Source organism: Arenimonas sp. (assembly GCF_047602345.1).
In the GTDB taxonomy this organism is placed as follows: domain Bacteria; phylum Pseudomonadota; class Gammaproteobacteria; order Xanthomonadales; family Xanthomonadaceae; genus Arenimonas.
Window position 1 is genome coordinate 281,157 of sequence record NZ_JASGHN010000006.1, and the last position, 23,887, is coordinate 305,043.

23 protein-coding genes and 1 pseudogene are annotated in these 23,887 nt (G+C 66.5%); 12 read left to right on the plus strand and 12 right to left on the minus strand.

Annotation, left to right across the window (positions count from 1 at the left end; genetic code table 11):
• Positions 1–28: 28 nt before the first annotated feature.
• The 8 genes and pseudogenes from QM707_RS05795 (at position 29) to yeiP (ending at position 8,948) form a co-directional block, all read left to right on the plus strand.
• Positions 29–823 carry an enoyl-CoA hydratase/isomerase family protein gene (locus tag QM707_RS05795; protein WP_415000914.1) on the plus strand — a complete coding sequence of 265 codons (795 nt, stop codon included), beginning with the start codon at positions 29–31 and terminating at the stop codon, positions 821–823.
• Positions 823–2,837, plus strand: a pseudogene (locus QM707_RS05800) (acetyl/propionyl/methylcrotonyl-CoA carboxylase subunit alpha). The gene QM707_RS05795 and the pseudogene QM707_RS05800 overlap by 1 nt, the downstream one beginning before the upstream one ends.
• The gene (locus tag QM707_RS05805) at positions 2,834–3,406 is read left to right on the plus strand and encodes a hypothetical protein (RefSeq protein WP_415000915.1); all 573 of its coding nucleotides are present in this window, start codon (positions 2,834–2,836) and stop codon (positions 3,404–3,406) included. The pseudogene QM707_RS05800 and the gene QM707_RS05805 overlap by 4 nt, the downstream one beginning before the upstream one ends.
• The gene (locus tag QM707_RS05810; protein WP_415000916.1) at positions 3,403–4,293 is read left to right on the plus strand and encodes a hydroxymethylglutaryl-CoA lyase; all 891 of its coding nucleotides are present in this window, start codon (positions 3,403–3,405) and stop codon (positions 4,291–4,293) included. The genes QM707_RS05805 and QM707_RS05810 overlap by 4 nt, the downstream gene beginning before the upstream one ends.
• A 36-nt stretch (positions 4,294–4,329) precedes the next feature.
• The gene (locus QM707_RS05815; RefSeq protein ID WP_415000917.1) at positions 4,330–6,906 is read left to right on the plus strand and encodes an EAL and GGDEF domain-containing protein; all 2,577 of its coding nucleotides are present in this window, start codon (positions 4,330–4,332) and stop codon (positions 6,904–6,906) included.
• 25 nt (positions 6,907–6,931) lie between these two features.
• Positions 6,932–7,414, plus strand: coding sequence for a GNAT family N-acetyltransferase (locus QM707_RS05820; protein WP_415000918.1), 483 nt, complete (start codon positions 6,932–6,934; stop codon positions 7,412–7,414).
• A 91-nt stretch (positions 7,415–7,505) separates the two neighbouring features.
• Entirely contained in the window at positions 7,506–8,276 is a 771-nt protein-coding gene (locus tag QM707_RS05825; protein WP_415000919.1) for an SDR family NAD(P)-dependent oxidoreductase, read from the plus strand.
• Between the two features lie 108 nt (positions 8,277–8,384).
• Positions 8,385–8,948, plus strand: a complete 564-nt coding sequence (gene yeiP / locus QM707_RS05830) for an elongation factor P-like protein YeiP (protein ID WP_415000920.1) — start codon at positions 8,385–8,387, stop codon at positions 8,946–8,948.
• Positions 8,949–9,065: 117 nt separating this feature from the next.
• Here the strand turns inward: yeiP and QM707_RS05835 are convergent, their stop codons facing one another.
• The gene (locus QM707_RS05835; RefSeq protein WP_415000921.1) at positions 9,066–9,626 is read right to left on the minus strand and encodes an NUDIX hydrolase; all 561 of its coding nucleotides are present in this window, start codon (positions 9,624–9,626) and stop codon (positions 9,066–9,068) included.
• 157 nt (positions 9,627–9,783) lie between these two features.
• Here QM707_RS05835 and QM707_RS05840 point away from each other — a divergent pair, with 157 nt between their 5' ends.
• The gene (locus tag QM707_RS05840; RefSeq protein ID WP_415000922.1) at positions 9,784–11,259 is read left to right on the plus strand and encodes an amino acid permease; all 1,476 of its coding nucleotides are present in this window, start codon (positions 9,784–9,786) and stop codon (positions 11,257–11,259) included.
• Positions 11,260–11,292: 33 nt separating this feature from the next.
• Here QM707_RS05840 and rmuC read toward each other — a convergent pair whose 3' ends face one another.
• Positions 11,293–12,681, minus strand: a complete 1,389-nt coding sequence (rmuC, locus tag QM707_RS05845; RefSeq protein WP_415000923.1) for a DNA recombination protein RmuC — start codon at positions 12,679–12,681, stop codon at positions 11,293–11,295.
• Between the two features lie 99 nt (positions 12,682–12,780).
• Positions 12,781–13,095, minus strand: a complete 315-nt coding sequence (locus QM707_RS05850) for a high-potential iron-sulfur protein (protein WP_415000924.1) — start codon at positions 13,093–13,095, stop codon at positions 12,781–12,783.
• Positions 13,096–13,208: 113 nt separating this feature from the next.
• Between QM707_RS05850 and QM707_RS05855 the strand changes: the two genes are divergently transcribed.
• Genes QM707_RS05855 through mtnC form a run of 3 tightly spaced genes read left to right on the plus strand, consistent with a single transcriptional unit; the run spans position 13,209 to position 15,102 of the window.
• Positions 13,209–13,844: a methylthioribulose 1-phosphate dehydratase gene (locus tag QM707_RS05855; protein WP_415000925.1), complete on the plus strand. Its 636-nt coding sequence runs from the start codon at positions 13,209–13,211 to the stop codon at positions 13,842–13,844.
• The gene (locus tag QM707_RS05860; protein WP_415000926.1) at positions 13,841–14,398 is read left to right on the plus strand and encodes a 1,2-dihydroxy-3-keto-5-methylthiopentene dioxygenase; all 558 of its coding nucleotides are present in this window, start codon (positions 13,841–13,843) and stop codon (positions 14,396–14,398) included. Before QM707_RS05855 ends, QM707_RS05860 begins: the two co-directional genes overlap by 4 nt.
• Entirely contained in the window at positions 14,398–15,102 is a 705-nt protein-coding gene (mtnC, locus tag QM707_RS05865) for an acireductone synthase (protein WP_415000927.1), read from the plus strand. Before QM707_RS05860 ends, mtnC begins: the two co-directional genes overlap by 1 nt.
• 9 nt (positions 15,103–15,111) lie before the next feature.
• On the opposite strand, the gene QM707_RS05870 is transcribed toward mtnC, so the two are convergent.
• From QM707_RS05870 to hisG, 9 genes are all read right to left on the minus strand, one after another.
• Positions 15,112–16,680, minus strand: a complete 1,569-nt coding sequence (locus QM707_RS05870; RefSeq protein ID WP_415001813.1) for a calcineurin-like phosphoesterase C-terminal domain-containing protein — start codon at positions 16,678–16,680, stop codon at positions 15,112–15,114.
• A 142-nt stretch (positions 16,681–16,822) separates the two neighbouring features.
• Positions 16,823–17,452 (minus strand): bifunctional phosphoribosyl-AMP cyclohydrolase/phosphoribosyl-ATP diphosphatase HisIE, encoded by a 630-nt coding sequence (gene hisIE / locus QM707_RS05875; protein WP_415000928.1) that lies wholly within the window; start codon positions 17,450–17,452, stop codon positions 16,823–16,825.
• Positions 17,442–18,218, minus strand: coding sequence for an imidazole glycerol phosphate synthase subunit HisF (gene hisF / locus QM707_RS05880; RefSeq protein WP_415000929.1), 777 nt, complete (start codon positions 18,216–18,218; stop codon positions 17,442–17,444). Before hisF ends, hisIE begins: the two co-directional genes overlap by 11 nt.
• Positions 18,212–18,943 (minus strand): 1-(5-phosphoribosyl)-5-[(5-phosphoribosylamino)methylideneamino]imidazole-4-carboxamide isomerase, encoded by a 732-nt coding sequence (gene hisA, locus QM707_RS05885; RefSeq protein WP_415000930.1) that lies wholly within the window; start codon positions 18,941–18,943, stop codon positions 18,212–18,214. The genes hisF and hisA overlap by 7 nt, the downstream gene beginning before the upstream one ends.
• Positions 18,940–19,536, minus strand: coding sequence for an imidazole glycerol phosphate synthase subunit HisH (hisH, locus tag QM707_RS05890; RefSeq protein WP_415000931.1), 597 nt, complete (start codon positions 19,534–19,536; stop codon positions 18,940–18,942). Before hisH ends, hisA begins: the two co-directional genes overlap by 4 nt.
• Positions 19,533–20,594, minus strand: coding sequence for a bifunctional histidinol-phosphatase/imidazoleglycerol-phosphate dehydratase HisB (gene hisB, locus QM707_RS05895; protein ID WP_415000932.1), 1,062 nt, complete (start codon positions 20,592–20,594; stop codon positions 19,533–19,535). The genes hisH and hisB overlap by 4 nt, the downstream gene beginning before the upstream one ends.
• A complete protein-coding gene (gene hisC, locus QM707_RS05900; protein ID WP_415000933.1) occupies positions 20,591–21,670 on the minus strand; it encodes a histidinol-phosphate transaminase in 1,080 nt (359 codons plus the stop codon). Before hisC ends, hisB begins: the two co-directional genes overlap by 4 nt.
• Positions 21,667–22,965: a histidinol dehydrogenase gene (hisD, locus tag QM707_RS05905; RefSeq protein WP_415000934.1), complete on the minus strand. Its 1,299-nt coding sequence runs from the start codon at positions 22,963–22,965 to the stop codon at positions 21,667–21,669. The genes hisC and hisD overlap by 4 nt, the downstream gene beginning before the upstream one ends.
• Positions 22,962–23,861: an ATP phosphoribosyltransferase gene (hisG, locus tag QM707_RS05910; RefSeq protein WP_415000935.1), complete on the minus strand. Its 900-nt coding sequence runs from the start codon at positions 23,859–23,861 to the stop codon at positions 22,962–22,964. The genes hisD and hisG overlap by 4 nt, the downstream gene beginning before the upstream one ends.
• Between the last annotated feature and the right edge of the window lie 26 nt (positions 23,862–23,887).

The following is a 23,887-nucleotide window of genomic DNA, read 5'->3' on the forward strand; positions in this document are numbered from 1 at the left end:
ATTCCGGCTTTCCGAGCAGGGAGCGCGCATGTCCGATTCCGTCCTGACCGAGCGAAGCGGTGGCGTGGCCCGGGTCAGCCTGAACCGGCCGGCCGTGCACAACGCCTTCGACGACGGCCTGATCGCCGAGCTGACCGCAACGCTCGAAGCGCTGGACCGGGACGAGTCCGTGCGGGCGGTCGTGCTGACCGGCAGTGGCAGCACCTTCTCCGCCGGCGCCGACCTGAACTGGATGCGCGGCATGGCGGCGGCCAGCGAGGAAGCGAATCGGGATGATTCGCTACGCCTAGCGAAGCTGATGCGCACCCTGAACTTCCTCGGCAAACCGACGATCGCGCGCGTGAACGGTTCCGCCTATGGCGGTGGCGTCGGTCTGGTCGCCTGCTGCGATATCGCCGTCGGCGTGGATGGCGCGAAGTTTTCGCTCAGCGAGGTCAAGCTCGGCCTGGTGCCGGCGGTGATCTCGCCCTACGTCATCGCCGCGGTCGGCGCCAGGCAAGCGCGTCGCCTGTTCCTCGCGGCGGAAGTGTTCGATGCGCGCGAAGCCGAGCGCATCGGCCTGCTGCAGCACTGCGTCGAACCGGCGCAACTCGACGAAGCGGTGGATCGCAGCCTGCACTGGCTGCGCAAGGGCGGGCCGCAGGCGCAGAAGGAAGCCAAGCGCCTCGCGCTGCGCGTCGCCGGCATGACGGCGGAAACGGCCGAGAAAATGGATACCGAGAACGCCGCGCTGATCGCGCGCCTGCGCGTCTCGCCCGAAGGACAGGAAGGCCTGAATGCTTTCCTGGACAAACGCGCGCCGAACTGGGCCAGGGAAGACTGATGTTCGACAAGATCCTCATCGCCAACCGCGGCGAGATCGCCTGCCGCGTGATTCGCACCTGCCGGCGCCTCGGCATCCGCACCGTCGCCGTGTACTCCGAAGCCGACGCGAGCGCGCAGCATGCACGCCTGGCCGACGAAGCCTGGCCGATCGGCGGACCGCGCCCGGCCGAAAGTTATCTGCGCGGCGATGCCATCATCGACGTGGCGAAACGTTCTGGCGCGCAGGCCATTCATCCGGGTTATGGCTTCCTTTCGGAGAACGCCGATTTCGCCGACGCGGTCGAGGCCGCCGGCCTGGTCTTCATCGGCCCGAAAGGCGCTTCGATGCGCAAGATGGGCTCCAAGGCCGGCGCGAAGGAATTGATGCAGGCGCGCGGCGTGCCGGTCGTGCCGGGTTACACCGGCGAGAACCAGGACGGCGCCGTGCTGCGAAGGAGGCCGATCGCATCGGCTATCCGCTGATGATCAAGGCCGCGCATGGCGGCGGCGGCAAGGGCATGCGCATCGTGCGCGAACAGGGCGAGTTCGCCGCCGCGCTCGAATCCTGCCAGCGCGAAGCGCGCAATGCCTTCGGTCGCGATCGCGTCCTGCTCGAGCGCTACATCGAACAGCCGCGCCACATCGAGATCCAGGTCTTCGCCGATGCGCAGGGCCATACGATCCATCTCGGCGAACGCGAATGTTCGGCCCAACGCCGCTACCAGAAGGTCATCGAAGAATCGCCTTCGCCTTTCCTGACGCCGGAACTGCGCGCAAGCATGGGCGAGGCGGCGGTGAAGGCGGCGCAAGCGATCGATTACGTCAACGCCGGCACGGTGGAATTCATCGTGGATGGTCGGGGCCAGGGTGGCGGTGGTTTCTACTTCATGGAGATCAACACGCGCTTGCAGGTCGAACACCCCGTCACCGAACTCGTGACGGGCACCGATCTGGTCGAATGGCAGCTGCGCGTCGCCGCTGGCGAAGCCTTGCCGCTGACGCAGGATGCCGTCCGCTGGAACGGCCATGCGATCGAAGTGCGCCTGTACGCGGAAGATCCCGAGCAGGGTTTCCTGCCCGGCTCCGGTCGCCTGGAGAAGCTGCGGCTTCCGGCAGCGAACGAACACGTGCGTCTCGATGGCGGCGTGATTGAAGGCGATACCGTCACGATCTTCTACGACCCGATGATCGCCAAGCTGATCGCTTGGGACAGCGATCGCCCGCGCGCCCTCGCCCGCCTGCGCGATGCCTTGGCCGAATGCGAGATTTCCGGGCCGAAGTCGAACATCGAATTCCTCGAGAAACTCGTGCGCCATCCGGTGTTCACCGAAGCGCGAATCGACACGAGCTACCTCGACAAACATCTCGACGAAGTGATGCCGACGGCTGGTTCGCCCGAACCGGCGCCCCTGGCCCTGGCCGCCACGGCTGCCCTGCTGTTCGACGAAGCCGCCACCCATGCCGCGGCGGCGCGTAGCGGCGACCCGCATTCGCCTTGGGCGATCGCCGACGGCTGGCGTCTGGGCCATGCCGGCGAACGCCTGCTCTGCTTCCAGCATCGCGGCACGCGCATCGAAGTGCGGGCTCGTGGTGCGCATGGCGACTACCGGATAGGACACGAAGGCCGTGGCATCGAGGTTCACGGCGCCCGGCTTCAGGCCGGTTGGCTCGGCGCCACGCTCGACGGTCAGTCGGTGCGGCTGCGCGCCCGCGCCGACGCGCTTGGCGTTTTCCTGCACGACGGCGAACGGCGGCTGCGCCTGGAACGCGTGCCCGCCTTCCGCTTCGAGGCCGATGCCGAAGCGAAGTCAGGAGACCGTATCCTCGCGCCGATGCCCGGACGCATCGTCTTGCTCAAGGTCGAGCCTGGCGACAGGGTCGAGGCGAGCCAGGAACTCGGCGTGATGGAAGCGATGAAGATGGAGTTGTCGTTGAAATCGCCGCGCGCCGGCACCATTGCCTCGGTGCAGGCCAAGGCCGGCGATTTCGTCGAAGCCGATGCGGTGTTGATCCGACTGGAGGATTCGCCATGAGAACGTTCGCGATGATTTCCTGCCTTCTGCTGGCCGGCTGCGAGGCCACCAGCTTCCAGGCCTCGCCCGTGGCCGAAGGCGCCTGCGACTCCGAACTGGCCGGCACCTGGCTGTCGGTCGACGAAAAATCCAACGGCAAGGACGATGGCGAAGTCGAATTGCGCATCGATGCGGCCTGCCAACTGCTGTTCGTCGAGAACGAGAAGGCCGGGCGCAAGGAAGGTACGCCGACGCAGTTGTATGTCGGTCGCGACAGCGATGCGCGCTACCTGTGGGTCGATGCCGATTGGGCCAAGCAGCGCTTCGAGATGAAGGACACTTCGGCGCCGAGCGGCGACATCTACCTGCTGCGCTACTCCGTTGCGAACCAAACCTTGACGCTGGAACTGCCGGACGATCGCGCCGTCGCCCATCGCATCATCGACGGCAAGCTGCGCGGCGAGACGCACAAGACCGAGAACACGCTGACGAACCGCCTGCTCGCGCCGGTCGATGCGGCCGCATTGCGCGAGGCGGGCTTCTTCGACGACGACCGGGGCGTGCTGCGCAAGGCGCCGGCGAAGAAATGAGTCCTGCCGTACGGATCGTCGAAGTCGGCCCGCGCGACGGGCTGCAGAACGAAAAGGCGATGGTGGCCACCGCCGACAAGATCGCGCTGATCGAGAAACTCGCCGACTGCGGCCTGCAAACGGTGGAAACCACCAGCTTCGTCAGTCCGCGTTGGGTACCGCAGCTGGCCGATGCGGCCGAGGTTTTTTCCGCGATACGGCGCAAACCCGGCGTCGCCTATCCCGTGCTGGTGCCGAACCTGCAGGGCTACGAACGCGCACGCGCGGTCGGCGCCGAGGAAATCGCCGTTTTCACGGCGGCGTCGGAAGCGTTCAACCGCAAGAACATCAATGCCGGCATCGACGAAAGCATCGAACGTTTCCGCCCGGTGATGGAGCAGGCCCGCGCCGATGGCGTGAAGGTACGCGGCTATGTCTCGACCGTGCTCGGCTGCCCTTACCAGGGCGAGGTGCCGGTGGACGATGTGGTGCGTGTCGCCTCGCGCCTGCATGCCTTGGGTTGCTACGAGGTTTCGCTCGGCGACACCATCGGCGTCGGCACGCCCGGCAAGGCGCGCGACATGCTGCGCGCGGTCGCATCGGAGGTGCCGATGCCGGCGCTGGCCGTGCATTTCCACGACACCTATGGCCAAGCTCTCGCCAACATCCTGGCCTGCGTCGAGGCCGGCGTGCGCGTCGTCGACTCGGCGGTCTCCGGTACCGGCGGCTGCCCCTATGCCAAGGGCGCCAGCGGCAACGTGGCCAGCGAGGACGTGGTCTACCTGCTGGAAGGCCTGGGTCTCGGCACCGGCGTGGATCTGGATCGTCTGGTCGAAACCGGGCGTTGGCTGGCCGCCCTGCTGGGACGGGACACGGGCAGCAAGGTCACCCGGGCCCGCCTCGGCTAGGCATTTCGCGCCTGCCTTGGTGCTAACCTGAGCGCGATGAACGGAGACGACGCCCGCGACGGTGGCGATTCCGGCAGCGCCGGACGCGCCGCCGCGCAACGCGCCGAGGCCGCGCTGAACGAACTCCGTAACAGCCTGGCTTCCGGCCAGTTTCCCGCGCGGCAATCCGAACAGCTGGCGGCCGCGCTGGCGGCGATGGACTCGCTGCTGCAGCAGGTCGAGGCCGAGCGCTTGCGCGCCGACGGATTGTTCAATGCCTTGCCCGACCCGGTCAGCATCATCGATCAGGAAGGCCGCATCCTCGATCTCAACGCCGCCGGCCTGGAAGCCTATGGTCGGCCACGCGGCGACATCGTCGGCCGCCTCGTGCACGTGCTCAATCCCGATCTGCCGCGCGACCACATGAGTCCGGTCTGGGAAGTGCTCAACCGCGGCGAGAGCTACGTCATCGAAGTCACCAACATGCGCGCCGACGGCAGTCGCTTCCCGGTCGAGGTGCACTCAGCCGTGTTCGACGATCGAGGCGAACGCCACATCGTCGCCGTCGCACGCGACCTGAGTTCGCGCGTCGAAGCCGAGCTGCGCTACCAGCAGCTGATGGAGAGCATCGACAAGGGCATCCTGGTGCAGGACAAGGCCGGTCGCATCCTGTCCGGCAATCCGGCCGCGCTGCGCATGTTCGGCATCGAGCACGGCGACCGCCTCGCCGATGCGCTGCGTTTCGAACGCTGGCTGGTGGTGGACGAACGCGGCAAGCAGATCCACTTCGAAGACATGCCGCCGATGCGCGCGCTGCGCCATGGCCAGACGGTGGAAAGCACACTGCTCGGCCTCTACCACCGGCACAGCAAGCAGCTGAGCTGGCTGTCGGTCACCTCGGTGCCGCAATACGCGCCCGACAACACCGAACCGCACCAGGTGATATCGATCTTCAGCGACGTCACCGTGCTCAAGCGCGACAGCGCCCTGTTCGATCGCGCCCAGACGCTGGCGCGCATCGGCGGTTGGGAGTGGGATGCGCCGCGGCAAAAGCTCTACCTGACCGACGAAGCCCTGCGCATCATCGGCCGCGTCGACGATCCGCCGCGCGACCTGTCCGAGATCCTGACGCAGATCTCGCTGCACGACAGGCCGCATGTCGAAGAGGCCGTGGCGCGGTTGTTCCGCGAAGGCGGCAGCTTCGATCTGGAAGTCTATGGGCAGCGCCCCGACGGCGAAGTGTTGTGGGCGCGCCTGATCGGCGAAGCCGAGCGCAGCGATCCGGAAGTCACGCGCCTCACCGGCACCTTGCAGGACATCACCGCGCGCAAGATGGAAGAAGAGCGCCTGCGAGTGCTCGCGCGTACCGATCCGCTCACCGGTTTGCTCAATCGCGACGGCATGATGGCGGCTCTGCAGTCGCGACTGGGCTTCGCCGGCCGGCAACTGGCCCTGTTCTACATCGACCTCGATCGCTTCAAGATGGTCAACGACGTGCTGGGCCACAGCGCCGGCGACCAGATCCTGATCGGCGCCGCGCAGCGCCTGACCGAAGCCGCCGGCCCCGATGCGGTGCTGGCGCGTTTCGGCGGCGACGAATTCCTGGCCCTCTGCGATTTCGACGAGGACAGCGAAGCCCCGGAGGAAATAGCCGAGCGCATCACCCAGGCGTTCGGCGAGGGTTTCCGCATCGCCGAAGAGGAGTTCTCGCTCACCGCCAGCGTCGGGCTCGCCTGCTCGCCGCAGGACGGCGAACGCCCCGAGCAGCTGCTCAACAATGCCGATGCGGCGATGTACGACGCCAAGCGCCGCGGCCGCAACACCTGGCAACGGTTCAACCCGCGATTGGCGCGGCGGCAGCAGGATCGCCTGCAGATCGAGTCGCAGTTGCGACGGGCGATGGACAACAACGAGTTCCACCTCGTCTACCAACCGCAGGTCTCGTTGCGCGACGGCCGCATCTACGGCGCGGAAGCCCTGCTGCGTTGGCGCCATCGCTCGCTCGGCGAACTGTCGCCGGACGCCTTCATCAACCAGGCGGAAGCGACCGGCGACATCGTGCGCATCGGCGCTTGGGTCATCGGCCAGGCTTGTCACCAGATCTGCGCCTGGCGCAAGGCGGGTCTGTCCATCGAGCGCGTCGCGGTGAATGTTTCCTCGCGCCAGATCCTCGGCGATGAATTGCCGCGCGTGGTCGAAGCCGCGCTGGGCAAATGCGGCCTGCCTGGTTCGGTGCTGGAACTGGAGATGACCGAACGCGTCCTGGTCGAGGACGCACCGGACACGGTCGCCAGCTTCGATGCCTTGCGCAGCCTGGGCGTCGGCCTCGTGATCGACGATTTCGGCGAGGGCTACAGCGCCCTGAACTACTTGCGCCGCTTGCCGATCAATGGCCTCAAGCTCAGCCGACCCTTCCTGCAGGGCGTGCCGGACAATCATTCCGACGTCGCGATCTGCCAGGCGGTGGCCGGTATCGCGCATAGCCTGGGCTTGTCGATCTGCGCCGAAGGCGTGGAAACCGAAGAACAACGTCGCTTCCTGATGGATCTCGGCGTCTCCCTGGGCCAGGGCTTCCTGTACAGCCCCGGTATCTCGCCGGAAGAGCTGACCAATCTGATGATCCGGACGAAATAGCCGGCTGACCCGCTAGACTGATGGCATGGAATTCCTGATCCGACCGATTCGCGCCGAAGACGACTCTGCCGTTGCCGGCATCATCCGCGAGGTGATGCCGGAGTTCGGCGCCAAGGGCGACGGCTTCGCCATCAACGACCCCGAAGTGGACTGGATGACGCGTGCGTATTCGCAACCGCGATGCGCGTATTTCGTCGTCGAACGCGAGGGCGTGGTTATGGGCGGCGGCGGCATCGCGCCGCTGACCGGCGGCGAAGAGGACGTCTGCGAACTGCGCAAGATGTACTTCCTGCCGGCCCTGCGGGGACTCGGCGCTGGCGCCGCCCTGATGCAGCGATGCCTCGATGCGGCCCGCGCGGCCGGCTTCCGCCGCTGCTACCTGGAGACGTTGAAAGGCATGGATGCCGCAATGCGCCTGTACGAGCGCAGCGGTTTCTCGCGAATCGCCGGCCCGATGGGCGATACCGGCCATGGTGGTTGCAATACCTTCTATCTGCGGGATCTGTAGGCGCATGATCGCTGGGCTTGGCAGCCCGGCCTACGTGTTCGCGCCGCGCTGGCTCCTACGCTAAAATCGCGTTTTCCCGCGGGATTACCCCATGCAGCTCCAGGACATCCGCGCCGTCGTCACCGGCGGCGTTTCCGGCCTCGGCTTCGCCGTGGCCAGCCATATCGTCGCCAACGGCGGCAAGGTCGCGCTGTTCGACATCAACGACGAAAAGGGCGCGGCCGCCGTGGCGCAGCTCGGCGCCGGCAACGCGCATTACTTCCGCACCGATGTCTCCGACGAAGCCAATGTCGAAGCCAATGTCGCCGCAGCCAAAGCCGCGCTGGGCGGGTTGAACGCCGCGATCAATTGCGCCGGCATCCTCGGCGCCGGCCGCGTGCTCGGCAAGGAAGCGCCGATGCCGCTCAAGCAGTTCGCCGGCACCGTGATGGTGAACCTGGTCGGCAGCTTCAACGTGGCCAAGGCCGCCGCCAACCTGATGCAGCACAACGAGGCCGGCGAAGACGGCGAGCGTGGCGTGATCGTCAATACCGCGTCGGTGGCGGCTTACGAAGGCCAGATCGGCCAGGCCGCATATTCGGCCTCGAAAGGCGGCGTGGTCGGCATGACCTTGCCGATGGCGCGCGAGCTCTCGCGCTTCGGCATCCGCGTGATGACGATCGCGCCGGGCATCTTCTGGACGCCGATGGTCGACGGCATGCCGGAAGCCGTACAGCAGTCGCTGAGCGCATCGATCCCCTTCCCGTCGCGCCTCGGCCGTCCGGAAGAGTTCGCCAATACGTGTGCCTTCATCCTGCAGAACCGCTACCTCAACGGCGAGACGATCCGTCTCGACGGCGCGGTGCGGCTGGCACCGAAGTAGCAGGAACGAGTGGAGAGAAACGAGGAACGAGTTCTTGTTCCTGACGACTCTTCACTTACTCCTCGTCACTCACTCCTCTCCACTCGTTCCTCTTAACTCGCCATTCCCATGAAAGCCGTAGACATCAAGAAGGGCAACGTCGTCGAACACAACAACGGCGTCTACCAGATCCGCGACATCGAGCGCAGCTCGCCGCAGGGCCGCGGCGGCAACGTCACTTTCCGCTTCACGATGTACAGCGTGCCGGGCGGGACCAAACTCGACCTGAGCCTGCGCGCCGAAGACGAGATGAAGGAAGTCGATCTCGTGCGCCGCGAAGCCAATTTCTCCTACAAGGACGGCGAGGCCTTCGTCTTCCTGGATACCGAGGATTTCACGCCCTACCAGCTCGATGCCGACGTCGTCGGCGAAGCCGCCGGCTACATCACCGAAAGCCTGGAGGGCTGCTACGTGCAGCTGATCGACGACGCGCCGGTCGCGCTGCAACTGCCGCCGAACGTCGTGCTGGAAGTGGTCGATACGCCGCCGGAGCTGAAAGGCGGCACGGCGACCAAACGCCCGAAGCCGGCCAAGCTCAGTACCGGCCTGGAGATCATGGTGCCGGAGTACATCGTCAACGGCGAGAAGATCTACGTCAGTACGCTGACCGGGGAGTTCAATGGTCGAGTTTGAGCCGCTTGCGATCGTCCGGGGGACGATCGCGGCTCAAACTCGGGCGAGGCAGGACGCCGAGAGGCAGCGCTCCATGGACGGCTGCTTGCCATAACCCGATCGCGGCTTACGCCGCTCCTACGGTCCGCCTTCGCGCGCCAACCACTTCCGCGCCATCCGTCGCAACGACTCGTCCGCCTGCGCATCGCTGGCGATCGCCGTGATGTCGCGCCAGGCCAGGTCGTGCGATTCCTCGCCCACGACGAAATCCTCGCGACCGATCGTGCGCACGACGAAGCGCACGTCGTAATGCCAATGTTCGGGTTCGTGGCCGCGCGCCGGTATCGCGTGGCGGTCCAGGTCGAAGGGCCGCGGTTCGACGATCAAATCCGACAATCCCGACTCCTCTTCAGCCTCGCGCAAGGCCACGCGCGCGAGGTCGCTGTCGCCATCGGCATGGCCGCCGAGCTGCAACCAGCGCCCGAGCTTGCGGTGGTGCGTCAGCAGCACGCGTTGTCCGTCCGCAGACACCAGCCAGGCCGAGCCGGTGAAGTGCCCGGCCAAAAATGTGCGTTCGCAGCAATCGACTGAGGCGGCGGCGAAATCCCTGAACAGCGCGAGCACCTGCGCATCCGCGGCGCCTGGGCAATCCGTAAGCAGTTGCAGGACTTGGGTCTGCGCCGGATTCAGGTCGTTCATCACGCTTCCTTGCTGGGCCGGGCCCTGAACTTGCCGGGTTGGGCCGGGTCGCTTATGGTACGGGCGGTTTGGTCCGGCAGCTTGCGGACCGGCAGGTTCGACGCGCGCCGACTGTTCCCGCGGCCGGCGTTCTCATAATGTTTCCTGGGGGAGAGCGATGATTTTCGAACGAGTCAAACCGCTGGACCAGATCCTGGCGACCGCGGAAAAGAAGGGCTTGAAGCGCCAGCTCGGCGCCTTCTCGCTGACCATGCTGGGCATCGGCGCCGTCATCGGCACCGGCATCTTCGTGCTCACGGCGGTTGCGGCCAACAAGGCCGGCCCGGGCATGATGTACAGCTTCGTCATCGCCGGCGTGGTTTGCGCGCTGACCGCGCTGATCTACTCCGAGATTGCCGCCATGGTCCCCGTGGCCGGCTCGGCCTACACGTACTCCTATGCCGTGCTGGGCGAGACCATCGCCTGGATGGTCGGCTGGGCACTGATCCTCGAATACGCGGTCGCGGCCGGCGCCGTCGCCGTCGGATGGTCGGGCTACGCGAACGGCTGGTTGCATGCCGCCGGCCTCGGCTTGCCCGACTTCCTCACCGCCGGGCCGTTCTGGGTCGAGCAGTTGAAGGATGGCGCGGTCATCCACCAGGTCGACGGCGTGACGCACAAGGGCGGATTCAACCTGATCGCCTTCCTGCTCTCGCTGGTGGTCACCTGGTTGCTGGTGATGGGTACGTCGAAGTCGGCCAAGGTCACGTCCGTGCTGGTGCTGGTGAAGATCGCCGCACTCTCGGTTTTCGTGATCCTGACCTTCCCGGCCGTGCAAGCTGCCAACTTCGAACCGATGCTGCCGAACGGCTGGGGTACGCCGCTGTCGGGCGTGGGCGTGTTGGGCGCGGCAGCCTCGATCTTCTTCGCCTACGTCGGCTTCGATGCGGTCTCGACCGCGTCGGAGGAGACCACGAATCCGAACCGCAATATCCCGATCGGCCTGATCGGCTCGCTGGCGATCTGCACCGTGTTCTACCTGCTGGTGGCTTACGCCGCCGTCGGCTCCACCGGCGCACAGCCGGGCGGCGCCCTGTCGGAAAGCAAGGAACCGCTGGCCTTCGTGCTGCGCAACCTGGGTTGGGAGAAGGTCGGTGACCTCGTGGCCCTGGCCGCCATCGTCGCCCTGCCCTCGGTGGTGCTGATGATGCTCTACGGCCAGACCCGCATCCTGTTCACGATGTCGCGCGACGGTCTGCTTCCGGGCAAGCTGGCGGAAGTGCATCCCAAGTACCACACGCCGCACGTCGTGACCTGGATCACCGGCCTCTGCGTCTCGCTGTTCGCGGCCTTCTTCCCGGTCGACATCCTGGCGGACATCTCCAACGCCGGCACCCTGTTCGCGTTCTTCTGCGTGGCGCTGGGCGTGATGGTGCTGCGCAAGGTCGCGCCGGACCGCCCGCGTCCGTTCCGCACCCCGGCGATCTGGGTCATCGGCCCGCTGGCCATGGCCGGTTGCGTCCTGCTGTTCTTCAGCCTCGGCTGGAACCCGACCATCAAGTTCTTCTGCATCTGGGCCGTGGTCGGCCTGATCGTCTACTTCGCTTACAGCCGTCGCCGCAGCCACCTGGCGAACGGCAGCTCGCACGGCTGACGCGAGGCAACATGCAACAACAAGACGGCGCGGCTAGTCCGCGCCGTCTTCTTTTTCAGGATCCGGATCCGGAATCAGGGAATCGCCCAGCAAGCGTTGGCTTTCTCCTTCCGTCGCCGCTTCCACACCGCGCAGACTGCGCTCTATCGCCCGCGTGCGTACATCCGCCTGGTCGATGACATTGGTGGCCTCGCTCAGCTTCTTGCGAGTTTTCTCCAGCACGCCGGCGAACTTTCCGAACTCGGTCTTCACCGCGCCCAGCACCCGCCAGACCTCGCTGGAACGCTTCTCGATGGCCAGCGTGCGAAAACCCATGCGCAGCGAGTTGAGGATGGCCGACAACGTGGTCGGGCCGGCGACGACCACACGGTGGTCGCGCAGCAGGGCTTCCACCAGTCCGGGGCGACGCAGGATTTCGGCGTACAACCCCTCGGTCGGAAGGAACAGGATGGCGAAATCGGTGGTATGCGGCGGCGCGACGTATTTCTGCGTGATGGTCTTGGCTTCGTCGCGAATGCGGCGCTCCAGCGCCATGCCCGCCAGGTTCGCCGCCTCGGCATCGGCGCGCTCTTGCGCATCGAGCAGGCGCTCGTAGTCTTCGCGCGGAAATTTGGCGTCGATGGGCAACCAGAAGGGCTCGTCGTCGCGCGTCTTGCTGCCGGGGAAACGCACGGCGAATTCGACACGCTCGTTGGATCCGGGCCGCGTGGCCACGTTGGCCTCGTATTGGTCGTTCGTCAGCATCTGCTCCAGGATCGCGCCCAACTGCACCTCGCCGAAGATGCCACGCGTCTTGACGTTGCCCAGTACGCGCTTCAGGTCGCCGACGCCCGTGGCCAGGCTCTGCATCTCGCCGAGGCCGCGCTGCACCTGTTCCAGCCGTTCGGATACCAGGCGGAAGGATTCGCCCAGCCGGGTTTCCAGCGTCGCATGCAGTTTCTCGTCCACCGTCTGGCGCATCTGTTCGAGCTTGCCGGCATTGTCCTGCTGGATGTCCTTCAAGCGGCCTTCCAGCGTCAGGCGCACTTCGCCCAGGCGGCGTTCGGTCGTTTCGTTGAGCTTTTCCAGTCGCGCCTGCAGCGATTCGGCCAGGCGCTGCAGGCTGGCCGCCGATTCCTCGCGCGTGCGACGCGCATCGTCGCCGAGGTTCTGGCGCAGGGCGCCCAGCCCGGTCTCGGTGCGTTCGGTGAACTGGCCCAGGCGCTGATCGAAACCGGCCAAAGCGCCCTGCGATTCGCTGCGCCCGCTGCGCTGTTCCTCGCGCAGATTGCGTTCCACGCGCTCTACATCGAGGCGCAGCGCATTGATCCGTGTTTCCATCTCGGCCGCCATCGTCGCCGACGGATTGCGGCGCAACAGTACGACCAGCAATACCAGCGCAGCAGCGACCAGCACGAGCAACAAGTACAGCAGGATTTCCATTCCCGTCTCCAGCATCGACCGCGACCGCGGCGAAGCGCCGCATTCCGATGGCTCATTCTACGGAAGCGCGGGTCTCAGCCGCTGCGAGCGACCGCTTGCTCAGGCCTTCTTCGCCCAGGCCGAGCACCAACCCTTGGTATTGACGCTGAACCCGGGGAACAAGGTGCAGGCACCGGTGGCCTGGGTGAAGAACTGGCAGTTTCCGCAGATGCTGCCCGCCTTGTAGGTCGGCTCTTTGATGCCGGCGATGCTCTCGTGGTACTTGAGCGCCTTCGCCTGCGCATTGTCGATCGTCAGCTTCTTCAGCGACTGGGCCTGTGCCGGAGACAGGGCCAAGTGCAGGGCCGGGATCGCTGCGGCAGCCAGCGCGAGGCGACCCAGGAAACGGCGACGGGAAGGGACGGAATCGGTCATGGCGGCATCTCCCGGTGGCGCGCCCCCAGTCTAGACCCAATCCGTGAACCGTGGTTGACGCCGAGCACCCGGCATGGACGGCAGTACTGGCCGGCTTCCGATAAACTTCCCGCATGAACGCCCTGCCCTACGACCGCGACCGTTTCGACGCCTGCGCGGACGAAATCATCGCCAACACCCGGGAGCTCGCCGGCCTCGGCTGGACGCCCGCGACCAGCAGCAATTTCTCGATGCGTCTGGACGATCGCCACGCGGTCATCACCGTCTCGGGTCGCGACAAAGGCAAGCTCGGCCGCGACGACCTGATGGTGGTGGACTTCGATGGCCAGCCGGTCGCCACGGCGCATCGTCCCTCGGCCGAGACCCTGCTGCACACGCAGCTGTACCGTCGCTTCGCCGAGATCGGCTGCGTGCTACATACGCATTCCCTGACGCAGACGATCGCTTCGCGCCTGTACGGCGGCGCCGGCCATGTGCGCTTCGAGGATTACGAACTGATCAAGGCCTTCCGCGGGCAGAAGACGCACGCCACGCAGATGGACGTTCCCGTGCTGCCGAACAACCAGCACATGCCGACGCTGGCGGCGCAGGTCGATGTGCTGCTCGACGATGGTCCGCTCTGGGGTTACCTGATCAACGGCCACGGCCTGTACGCCTGGGGCGCCGACATGGCCGAAGCCCGCCGCCACCTGGAAGCTTTCGAGTTCCTGCTTGCCTGCGAACTGGAAACGAGGAAGCTGCACCGATGAGTCGTTTGCGCATCTTCAACGAAGGCGAACCCGGAACTCCGCTGCAGGTCGTCCGCGATCATGCCGGCATGGCCGCGGAACTGGCCAAGATCGGCGTGCGCTTCGAACAATGGGAAGCGAACGCACCGCTGCCGCCCGGCGCCTCGCCCGAACAGGTGATGGCGGCGTACCGCGCCGATATCGACCGCCTGATCGAAGACAACGGGTTCCGCACGGTGGACGTCGTCAGTATCCATCCGGAGCACCCGGATCGCGAGACGATGCGGAAGAAGTTCCTCGACGAGCATTATCACAAGGAAGACGAAGTGCGCTTCTTCGTCGCCGGCTCGGGGCTGTTCACCCTTCACGTCGACGGACGCGTTTACGAGATCCTCTGCGAACAGGGCGACCTGATCGGCGTGCCGGACAGCACCCTGCACTGGTTCGACATGGGACCGTCGCCGCATTTCGTCGCGATCCGTTTCTTCACCGAACCGGACGGCTGGGTCGGCTATTTCACCGGGACCGACATCGCGCAGCAGTTCCCGCGTTTCGAAGCCGGCCAGGCCCTGTGATGTCCACGACGCCGAAGCGCGCCGTCCTCACCGACATCGAGGGCACCACGAGCAGCATCTCCTTCGTCAAGGACGTGCTGTTCCCGTATGCGCGGCGCGAGTTGCCGGCCTTCGTCGAGGCGCATGGCGACGACCCCGAGGTTCGCCGCTGGTTAGACGTCGTCGCGGTGGAACTGGGCGGCATCTGCGACGATGCGATGCTGGCCGAAGTGCTGCAGGGCTGGATCGACGAGGACCGCAAGCACACGGCACTGAAGGCCCTGCAGGGCCTGATCTGGAAAGCCGGGTATGGCAAGGCCGATTTCACCGCGCACGTCTATCCGGACGCGGCCGAAGCCTTGCGCCGCTGGAAAGCCGAGGGACATGCGCTGCATGTGTACTCCTCCGGTTCGGTGCCGGCGCAGAAGCTGCTGTTCGGCCATAGCGACGCCGGCGACATGACGCCGTTGTTCTCGGGCTGGTTCGATACCGAAGTCGGCGGCAAGCGCGAGGCTTCGAGCTATCGCAACATCGTCGCGGCGCTCGGCGTTCCCGCCGGCGAGATCGTCTTCCTCTCCGATGTCGTCGAGGAGCTCGATGCCGCTCGGGAAGCGGGCATGGCGACGGTGATGCTGGACCGTCTCGATGACTACGCCGAGCCGCGCCTGGGCGAGGCCACGCACGGCCATCCGCGCGTCACCAGCTTCGCCGATATCGCGCCCTGAAACGCGCCCTCAGGGCGCCGGGTCGAGGCGGTATTCTGTCGCTGCCGTCGCCAGACCATAACCTTCGATCTGCGTGCGCACCTCGATGCGATGCGTGCCCAGCGGCAGGTCGGTCGGCAGGGCGCCGCGCCATAGATGCGGCGAAGGCGAGGCCTCGGGCGCGCGATCGTAGCCGCGCAGGCGCATCGCGGCATCATCGGCGAGGTTCTGCACCAGCACGGCCGGATCGGCTTGCTCGACCCGGCGCATAGGTTTCCATTCGCCATCGCCGATGCGATATTCCACGACGCTGCGCTCGTCGCCCATATAGACGTTCGCATAGACCGCGTAACCCGGCCACGAACCCTGGCGCAGCACTTTCGGTGCGTGCAAGCCGATCTGCCGGTTCGGCGACTCCCGCGCCGGGAACCAACGCAGCGAATACTTGCCGCCGCGATCGACGCTGAGGCGCGAATAGCCGTTCGGCGTGCCGTCGCTCATCGTTGCGGATGGAATGCCGGATGCGTCCGCGATGCCCGACCAGTAGCCGCCGCAGGCCGCACCCATGTTGAACTCGTGCAGCAGGCCTTCGCCCAGCCAGCCGTCGGCCTTGCCGTAGTAGGCATGCCGCTGCGCATGGCTATGCGCGGTCAGCAGCAGCACGTTCGGGAATGCCGACAACATCCGGAACAGGCGCTCGCGGTCGGCGCGGCGGAACGTCTCGATTCCAGGCTCGGCATCGTAGAAATGGATATGCGCCGACAACACCAGCAACCGGCCTTTCGGCACGGTGGGCAGATAGGCCTCGAGGAAAGCGAACTGCGATTCGCGCAGGCCGCCGACATACGAGGGCTTCTTGCCCGGCATGTAGATCACGTCATCGAAGACGATGAAGTTCGCTTCCGGTTCTTCCCAGGCGTAGGTCTCGGCGCCGAAGGCATGGCGGAAGCTGGCGAGCGACTCTTCGTCGCGCGGCGCATCGAAGTCGATGTCGTGGTTGCCCGGCGCGTGCAGCCATGAAACGCCGAGCGCGGCGTCGACCTTCTTGATCGCCGTGAACAGGGACAGGTCGTCGTTGACGATGTCGCCGAGGCTGATGCCGAGGTCCGCCTGCGCGCGACCGCCGCCCTGTGCGACCAGGGGCTGCACGATGTCGCGCTGGTAGTAGCCCACATCGGTCAACGACTTCGGCTGCGGGTCGCCGAATACCAGCACGTCGAGCGGTTTCGCGCGGCGTGGTTCGCGTTGCAGGGCGAAGCTCTTGCACTGCATCGGCGCGGCCGGCACGCCGCCGTACCTGAGCGCGGGGCCGGGTGTGTCTTGCCAGTTGATCCAGGTATCGGGCAATCCGTCTTCGCGCCGGTGCGGCCGATACCCGGCCGGCTTGACCACGAACAGAGTCCGGCCCGACACCGGCGGCAGCGAATAGCGACCGACGCGATCGGTGGTCGCGATACGCACGCCGTCCGAAACCGTTACGCCCGGGATACCGCGCTCGCCCCGCTCGCGCAGGCCGTTGCCGTTTCGGTCTTCGAACACGGAGGCGTCATGGCACAGGTTCGCGGACTGCGCCTGCGCCGCCAGCGAAGCGAACAGCATCGACGCACTCAACGCAAGAACCGGAAACCGGTGGCGGGCGATGGATGATTCGATCGCCTGCCTCTTTGCCACTGTCACCATCTCGCCGCCCTGCATCCGGTACTCGTCGGTCTATGCTACCCGACGCGAGGCCTGGCCGGCGTCAACGATGCCGGGATTCGAGCGCTTTCACGGCTTCCTGGATAGAGAGGCCGCGCGCGCGCAACAACACCGTCAGGTGGTACAGCAGGTCCGCGGACTCGCCGAGCAGGGCTTCATCGTCCTGTGCGATGGCAGCCAGGGCTGTTTCGACGCCCTCTTCGCCGACCTTCTGTGCGATGCGACGCAGCCCCGCCTCGAACAGGCTGGTGCTGTAGCTGCCGGCCGGGCGCTCGCGTTCGCGTTCTGCGACCACGCGATCGAGCTCGGAGAGGAAGTCGCGCGGCGCCTCGGCAAAACAACTGGGGCGTCCCAGATGGCAGGTCGGTCCTTCCGGCAACGCCTGCAGCAGCAAGGCGTCGGCGTCGCAGTCGGCCTGTAGCGAAACCACGCGCAGGCCATTGCCGCTGGTCTCGCCCTTGCGCCATAGCCGCGCCCGGCTGCGGCTATGGAAAGTCGCGAAGCCCGACGACAACGTCGCCTGCAGCGCCTCGCGGTTCATGTAGCCGAGCATCAGCACGCGTCGCGTTTCGGCCTCCTGCACGATCACCGGCAACAGCCCCTGCTGCTTCTCCCAGGCGAGCGAATCGAGATCGGGCAGGCGGTCCGGATCCAACGGAAAGTCAAAGCGCATCACGCACCTCGAATCGGCGATCGCGCAGGAAGGATTTCAGCTCGGGAATGCGGATCGTTTCGGAATGGAAAACGCTGGCGGCCAGCGCGGCGTCGACATCGCAGGCGGCGAATACCTGGGCGAAGTCCTCCATGCGCCCCGCCCCACCCGACGCCACCAGCGGCACGCGGCAAAGTTTGCGCGCCGCCCGCAGTTGTTCGATGTCGTAACCGCCCCGCACCCCGTCCGAGCCCATGCAATTGAGCACGATCTCGCCGGCGCCGCGTTGCTGCGCCTCGACGATCCAATCCAGCGTACGACGCCTACTGTGCCGCATCGCCGCCGGATCGCCGGTATGGCTGCGCACGCGCCACTGGCCGTCGAAATCGCGCAGGCTGTCGATGCCCACGACGACGCACTGCGAGCCGAACGCCAAGGCCAGCTCGTCGATCAGCTGCGGGCGTTCCAGCGCCGGCGTGTTGATCGAGATCTTGTCGGCGCCCGCCGCCAACACCGCCCGCGCCTGCGATACCGAACGAATGCCGCCAGCCACGCAGAAGGGAATGTCGATCCGCCGCGCGATCCGTTCGATCCAGGCAAGATCGACTTCTCTTCCGTCCGGGCTCGCGGCGATATCGTAGAAGACCAGCTCGTCGGCGCCCTCATCGCGATAGCGCAGGGCCAGATCGACGATGTCGCCGACCACGACGTGATCGCGGAAGCGCACGCCTTTCACGACCGCGCCGTTCCTGACGTCCAGGCAAGGGATGATGCGACGGCTCAACACGCCAGCGCCTCCGGCAAGGCGATGCGGCCCTCGAGCAAGGCGCGCCCGAGCACGGCGCCGGCGAGGCCGGCTTCGCGCGCCCGCGCGATTTGCGCGACATCGGAAACACCGCCGGAAGCCTGCAATTCGATGCCGGGAAACCGGCGCTGCAAGCCCTCGTACAGCTCCAGGTTGAACCCGGCGAGCATGCCGTCGCGCGCGATGTCCGTGCACAGCAGATGGCGCAGGCCGGCATCGCGGAAACGCATCAGCAGTTCATCGAGGCTCGCCACCGAGGCCTCGGTCCACCCACGCACCGGCAGGCACCAACGTCCGCCCTCGAGACGAGTATCGAGCGCGACCACGATGCGCTCGGCACCAAACTCCTTCAGCCAGCCGATCACGCGCCCGGGCTGGCGCACGGCCAGCGTACCGATCACGACACGCGCCGCCCCCGCCTCGAACAGGGATTCGACATCGGACTCGTCGCGGATGCCGCCACCGGTCTGCACCTTCAGTCGCGTGCGTTTGACGATACGCTGCAGGAGCGTGCGCAAGCCGTAAGCTCCGCTGCGCGCAGCATCCAGATCGACCAGATGCAGCCATTGCGCACCCGCGGCGCTGAACGCGGCGGCCAGCGCCAGCGGGTCTTCGCCATGCACCGTTTCGCGGGAGTAGTCTCCCTGCGCCAAGCGCACCACGCGACCACCACGAACGTCGATCGCGGGATAGATCGTCCAGTTCATGCCAGCTCCAGGAAATTCTGCAGGAAGCGCGCGCCGGCCCGCCCCGATCGCTCCGGATGGAATTGCGCGCCATAGACACGGCCCTGCCCGACCACCGCGGCGAAGCTGCCGCCATGGCGGGCTTCGGCCAAAGCGAAAGACGAACTCGGAGCGGCGAAGCTGTGCACGAAATACATCCAGGCATCGTCCAGACCACGCAGCAGTCCGTGCGCCGCCGTCTGCTTCAGCCGGTTCCAGCCCATGTGCGGCACGCGAACGCCTTGCGCTTCATCGAGCCGGTTCACCCGACCCGGCAGCAGTCCCAGGCATTCGCAGTCGTCTTCTTCCGAACTTTCGAACAGAAGCTGCATGCCGATGCAGATGCCGAGCAAGGGCTGGGAAAGCCCCGGAATCAGTCGATCCAGGCCGTTGTCGCGCAGTCGCGCCATCGCGCTACCGGCCGCACCGACGCCAGGCAATACCACATGCGTGGCGCGACGGATCCGTGCCGCATCGCTGCTGACCGGCGCGTCGACGCCGAGCCGCGCGAATGCCGCCTGCACCGAACCCAGGTTCGCTCCACCGGAATCCAGCAGCACGACGCGCGGGCTCATAGCGAGCCCTTGGTGCTCGGCACCTCGTCGCCCTGGCGCCGGATGGCCTGGCCCAGTGCGCGCGCGACGACCTTGAAGCAGGCCTCCACCATGTGATGCGCATTGTCGCCGCGCACTTCGAGATGGAGGTTCAGACCGACCGCTTCGCAGAACGAGCGGAAGAAGTGCTGCACGAGCTCCGTCGGCAGGTCGCCGACGCGCTCGCGCGGAAATCCGCCGTCGAAGACGAAACAGGGCCGCCCGGAAAAATCCAGGGCCGCGCCGGCCTTCGCTTCGTCCATGGGCAGGACGAAACCATAGCGTGCGATGCCGCGCTTCTCGCCCAGCGCCTTGCGAAAGGCTTCGCCCAAGGCCAGGCCGCAATCCTCGACGGTATGATGTTCGTCGATGTGCAGATCGCCGGCGCAAGCGAGCGACAGCGCGAAACCGCCATGCTTGCCGAGCTGCTCGAGCATATGGTCGAAAAAACCGAGGCCGGTGGCGACCACGGGATCGGCACGCCTGTCCAGGTCGAGCGAGACCCGTACGCGCGTCTCTCGCGTCGCGCGTTCCACCGTCGCCTGGCGCGGACGATCGACCAGCTCATGCGCGATGGTCGGCCAGTCGTAGGCCTGCGGGCCGAAGCGGAAACCGCGTACGCCCAGGTTCGCCGCGAACTGCATGTCGGTTTCGCGGTCGCCCACCATCGCGCTGGCCTGGAGATCGGTATCACGATCGCGCAGGTAGTGCATCACCATGCCGATGCCGGGCTTGCGATCGGGCGAGCCGTCCTCCGGCCGGTGCGGGTCGATCAGGACTTCCCGGAAGCGGATTCCCTGCGATGCGAGTATCTGAAGCAGCAGGCGCTGCGGCCCCTCGAAACTCGCGACCGGGAACTCCGCGCTGCCCAATCCATCCTGGTTGGACACCATGACGAACTGATAACCCGCGTCTCGGATCCTCAGCAGCGCGGGGATCACGCCTTCGACCAGGCGGAACTTCTCGTAACCGTCGATCTGGAAATCCTCGGGCTCCTCGATCAGGACGCCGTCGCGATCGACGAAAAGGATGCGGCTCATGCGCAAGCCTCCAGCGCCAGGGCCGCCAGAACAGCGCTGTTCTCCGACGGCGTTCCGATGCTGACGCGCAAGGCATCGCCGAGGCCGGGCATCGCCCGGATGTCGCGGACGACGATGCCGGCGTCGAGCCAGCGCCGCAGCGCCGCATCCGCATCGGCGAAACGAACCAACAGGTAGTTGCCCTCCGAGGCGTAGATGCGACGAACGCCCGGCGCCATCGACAGTGCGCTGCGCAGCCGCTCCCGTTCGCGCAGAACGATCCGAACGCGACGGTGCGACTCGGCCACGCATTCTTCGCTCAGCGCCGCCAGTGCGCATTCGGCGGAAGGAGCCGCGATGGGATACGGCGCCGACAAGTTGCGCAGGAATTCGACCAGGGTCGGATCCCCTAGCAAGGCGCCGACGCGCGCGCCGGCCAGTGCATGGGCCTTGGACAAAGTGCGCAGTACGACGAGGCATGGGTATCTTTCCAGCAAGCCTGCGGCGCTCGCCTCGCGGCTGTATTCGACGTAGGCCTCGTCCACCACGAGAATGGCGCGGCCTTGTAGTCGCTCGAGCAGCGCTTCGACCTCGCGAACCTTCAATGCCTGCCCGGTCGGATTGCCGGGAGAGCACAGGAAGACAAGGCGGGCTCGACGGGCGATGGCTTCGCGACCGATGCCTTCGATATCGAAACGCCAGGCATCGCCCGCATCGATCAGCGGAACTTCGACCAGAGGCGCGTCCTGCAGGCGGGCGCAGACGGCATACATGCCGAAACACGGCGGCGCGATCAGCACGGGATCGACGCCAGCGCGACAGAATCCGCGCACGAGCAGGTCGATGCCCTCGTCGCTGCCGCGCGTGAGCATCAACTGCGCCGACGCCACGCCGTAGAGCGTGGCCATGCGCTCGCGCAACGCAGAAGGCTGCGGGTCGGGGTAACGATTCAGTCGCCCGCCCTCGTCCGCCGACGAAGCCAGCGAGGATTCGTTCGCATTCAACCAGATCCGGCCGCTGGCCGAACTGCGTCGCGCCGATGCATAGCCGGCGAAATCGCGCAGGTCGGGGCGGGCGAGTTCCATGACCGAATTCATGTCGCCGACTCCAGCCGGCGCAACACGGCCTGCGCATGCGCTTCCAGGCCCTCGGCGCGCGCCAGCGTCACCGCACAGGGACCGATGCGCATCAAACCGCTGCGATTCACTTCCTGCAGGCTGATCGCGATCTGGAAACTCGCGAGGCCGAGGCCGGACCAGGCCCGCGCGGCCGCATCGGTCGGCAGTACATGATTCGTGCCCGAGCAATAGTCGCCCAGGGCTTCGGGCGCGTAGTCGCCGAGAAAGACCGAACCGGCGGCGCGTATGCTCGCCAACCAATCGCGCGGCTGGCGCAGGGCAAGGATCAGGTGCTCGGGCGCATAGGCATTGCTGATGTCGAAAGCGAGCTCGATCCGTTCGACCTGGATGCCGCGAGCATGCGCCAGCGCGGCGCGGGCGATGTCCGCGCGCGGCAACGCCGGAAGCTGCGCTTCTATTTCGACCGCGACGGCCTGCAGCAGGGGCGACGACTCGCTGAGCAGGACGACCTGCGAATCCTCGCCATGCTCGGCCTGCGACAGCAGGTCGGCGGCAACGAAGCGCGGATTGGCGCCTGCATCGGCGATCACCAGCACTTCCGACGGCCCGGCGGGCAGATCGATCGCCGGTCCCTGCGGCAAGCCGCTGACGTATTGTTTGGCGGCGGCCACGTAGGCATTGCCCGGCCCGAAGAGCTTGTCGCAGACCGGCACCGATTCCGTGCCCAGGGCCATCGCCGCGATCGCTTGCGCGCCGCCGATCTTGAACACTTCGTCGATTCCGCAGAGTCTCGCCGCCATCAGCACCGCCGGATCGGCGCGACCATCCGAACGCGGCGGCGTGCACAAGACGATCCGCTCGCAGCCGGCCAGCCGCGCCGGTACACCCAGCATCAGGGCGGTGGACGGCAGCGGTGCCGAGCCCGCGGGCACGTACAGGCCGACGCGCCCGATGCCACGCAGCATGCGACCGCAACGCACGCCCTCGGCGGTCTCGACGTCGAATTCCTGCGCCCTGCCCGCTTCATGCCAAGTCACGAGCCGCGCGTACGCATCGCGCATCGCCGCCAGCAGTTCGGGCGTCACTTCGCGCTCCGCCTGGGCGAACTCCGCCGCATCGACGGCGAAGTCGCCGAGCTCGGCGTTATCGTATCGCCGCGTCAACGCGCGCAATGCGCCGTCGCCGTCGACCCGCACCTGCTCGACGATGCGTCGCACGATATCCGCGATCGCCGTCGACGGGCTTCGTTCCGGCCGACGCAAGGTCGCCTTGCGCGCCGCCTCGTCCAATTCGCTCCAGCGCAGGATCTTCATGCCAGCATCTGCTCCACCGGCAATACCAGCAGCCCGTTGGCGCCAGCACGCTTCATCTCTTCCAGGCGTTGCCAGGTAATCGCCGTGCGGCATAGGGCCTGCAGCGCCACTTCGCCCTGGCGTCCTTCGATGGACATGACGGTGGGCGGTTCCGCATCCGGCAACAATTTCATCAACTCAGGCAGCGCCGATCGCGAAGCCTGGAACAGCACGAGCTTGCTTGCACGCACGCTAAGCACGGCATCGAGCCGTCGCAGCAGCATCGCGGCCAGCTCACCGCGCGCATCGCCGAACGGCAGGGCCGGACCCGCGAGCACGGCTTCGCTCTGCAGGATCGACGCGGCTTCGCGCAACTGGTTCGCGGCGAGCGTGGCGCCACTGGAAACAAGGTCGCAGATGGCGTCGGCCTTGCCCAGCTTGGGTGCGATTTCAACCGATCCCGCCAGGACGACGATCTCCGCTTCGATGCCCTGCTCACGCAACCATTGCGCCAGCAAGGCCGGATAGCTCGTCGCGATGCGTCGGCCTTGCAGCGTCGCCGGGCCCCGCCAATCCCAGTCGGCAGGCACTGCGACCGAAAGCCGGCATTGGCCGAAACCCAGTTCGCGCAGCACGGCGAACGCCCGCGTCTCGCCCCTCGCCGAACGCTCGCCCGCCTGCTCTTCGAGCACGTTGCGCCCGACGACACCAAGGTCGCAAACGCCATCGGCGATCAATCCCGGGATGTCGTCGTCGCGCACCAGCAGCAGATCGATCGGCAATGTATCGCCAAAGCAGAAGAGACGATCGCGACTTTCGCGGAACGACAGGCCGGAGCGCGCGAGCAGGTCGCGGGCAGGCTCGGACAGACGGCCCGATTTCTGGATGGCGATGCGCAAACGATCATGCGTCCGCATGATGCGGCTCCTGGTTAGCGAAAGGT